Origin of the sequence: Acinetobacter sp. GWC1_38_13 (genome assembly GCF_001767535.1) — a bacterium.
In the GTDB taxonomy this organism is placed as follows: Bacteria; Pseudomonadota; Gammaproteobacteria; order Pseudomonadales; family Moraxellaceae; genus Acinetobacter; species Acinetobacter junii.
Window position 1 is genome coordinate 1,180 of sequence record NZ_MELG01000033.1, and the last position, 2,138, is coordinate 3,317.

General features: G+C 34.6%; 3 protein-coding genes and 1 pseudogene. All 4 read right to left on the bottom strand.

Translation table 11 applies throughout. The features are described 5' to 3' along the window. A pseudogene (locus tag A2003_RS15025) lies at window positions 1-511 on the bottom strand (baseplate J/gp47 family protein); the annotation flags it as partial. 21 nt (window positions 512-532) lie between these two features. After that, complete coding sequence (locus tag A2003_RS03240) at window positions 533-1,096, bottom strand: phage GP46 family protein (protein ID WP_286686790.1); 564 nt, start codon at window positions 1,094-1,096, stop codon at window positions 533-535. Next, complete coding sequence (locus A2003_RS03245; RefSeq protein ID WP_286686791.1) at window positions 1,096-1,803, bottom strand: phage baseplate assembly protein V; 708 nt, start codon at window positions 1,801-1,803, stop codon at window positions 1,096-1,098. The genes A2003_RS03240 and A2003_RS03245 overlap by 1 nt, the downstream gene beginning before the upstream one ends. Beyond that, the coding region (locus tag A2003_RS03250) for a phage baseplate assembly protein (protein WP_286686792.1) at window positions 1,803-2,138 on the bottom strand (336 nt) is incomplete at its 5' end. The genes A2003_RS03245 and A2003_RS03250, both read right to left, overlap by 1 nt.

The following is a 2,138-nucleotide window of genomic DNA, read 5'->3' on the forward strand; positions in this document are numbered from 1 at the left end:
CAGTCAATCCGCCAGTTCCAACTGTCGCTTGAGAATTTACTCCCGATATTGGAGATATAAAAGATAAGATAGCGCCTGAATCTTGATTTCCATCTTCCCCACCTTCTGCTGCTGTAATATCAATAGATAAGTTTGCTCCAACAAAGATAGATTCGATATCAGACGTATATAGAATACCACTTGAAGTTTGAAACTCCGTATTTATAGGAATAATAATTCCAGCACTACCAGTTAAAGTTAACGATCCGGTAGCTTTACTTGCAGCATTTCTATTTATTCCATATTCATCTGCTATTGATTCTAATCCTTCTACATCTGCTGTAGTTGCAAATAATTGTTCCGCCTGAAAACCTAAATAACTATATAACAAATGAGCAACGCCAGCATATACTCTTGCAAGAACTTTCAAAACACTTCTGCGAAGTAAAGATTGGCCATTTGTGACATGGGTTTCTATATCGCTTTGAATTCTATCTACTAATTCTGTTAGTGTTGGTCTTGTAAAAGGCATAAGATAATTCTCCTGATTAGCCTACCACGTTATTGGAGCACCATGCCACGTCGCAACAGCACCTTGATAACTACTACCAAATAAAGCAATTTGTGTTGTCTCTGAATTATTTGTTATTATAGTAATAACTTCATTTTCAAAAGAAACAGCGATTACTGTTCCGCTTATCAAATGTATTTTTACACCAATTGCCAATCTATCACTACCAACATCGCCTTGACGTTCTGTTTCTACTTCTATTTTTGAAGCCATTCCATCTTCTATCATCCATTGTAAAGACTCTTCAACATATTGTTTAGCTCTTGTTACAATAGATGGAATCGTTTTTGATCTTTCTAACAACCACAATCTCGATCCTATTCTATCATTGTCTACTTCTGGAGAAGCTAAGTCTCCCCACCATCCGCGTTTATCTTTACTATTTGAATCAGGTAATTCATCATCGTTTAATGCTCTTCTATCTGTAAAAAGAGAAATCAAAACACTTGATGCAAAACCAGCTTCAGATTCAAGATCACCATTTAAATAAGACATATCAGCTTCAAAAAGAATATCACTCCAACTAAGTTTAATTTCTTCTGCCATTATACGCCTCTCACATTAGCAGTCATATTTCCAGAATTCAAAAGAGTATTTGGAACCGCTGTTACTGAACCAGTTTCATTATGTGTATGATTGTTGAAAACTGTAACTATATCACTTGTCGCTAATGTTTTTCCAGCTCCAGCAATACCGCCAAGAGTAACAGAAGGAGCATTTAAAACAATTACAGCAGCAACAATTTGTTTATTAGTAGTAATTGTTTCTGTATCATTCGCGGCATTCTTTGTTTGGTCACCAGTTATTGTAATTTGTTTGCTGCCGGATATTGTTTCTGTTTTATCTCCACCTAATATTTCTACTTTATCTTGACATTTTATCTCAATTTCATTCCCATTTTTTAAATGTATTCTATGGTTAGGAGAAGACTGATCTTCATCTGTATAAATTGCAACTTCTCCTTCCGCTAAATCTGTAGGTCTATATCTCCTATCGTGTACACACAAAACAATTCCGTGCGATCTATTACCGTTTATAAATCCAGCTATCGCTTCAGCCCCGGTTAATGGATAAGTACTAAAACCATATTCTTCAAATCTTTCAACATTACTCGATACTTCATCTGCAAGCAAACTCAACTGCAATAATTGAGTACTTTTTGAATTATCAATATAGGTAACAATAGCTCTACCTATCAACATATAAATTTGACGTTTGATAGGTGCAAGTATTCTGGATAAAGAATTTATCATTAGTCTCCAATCAATGAACTAATATCAATATCGTCATTTTCGCCTTTTATCTTTTCAGCCATACGAATTAACTGATATGTTTTTGGATCAACAAGATTTATTTCTGTAGTCTTTCCCCATCCATTCAATCGAAAAGTAACAGAAGAAGAGAGAAAAGAACCATTTACTTTATTGATTTTATCATTAACAGAATAAAGAGCATTTAACGGCCAAGGCGTTCCATCTTTTTGCAACCAATCATTCAAAACATATTTATATGATCTTGATTTTCCAGCCCTAACCATAGATTCCCAATCTGCTCTTTTTTGGCATCCTGCATGATTTGTTTTATCTTC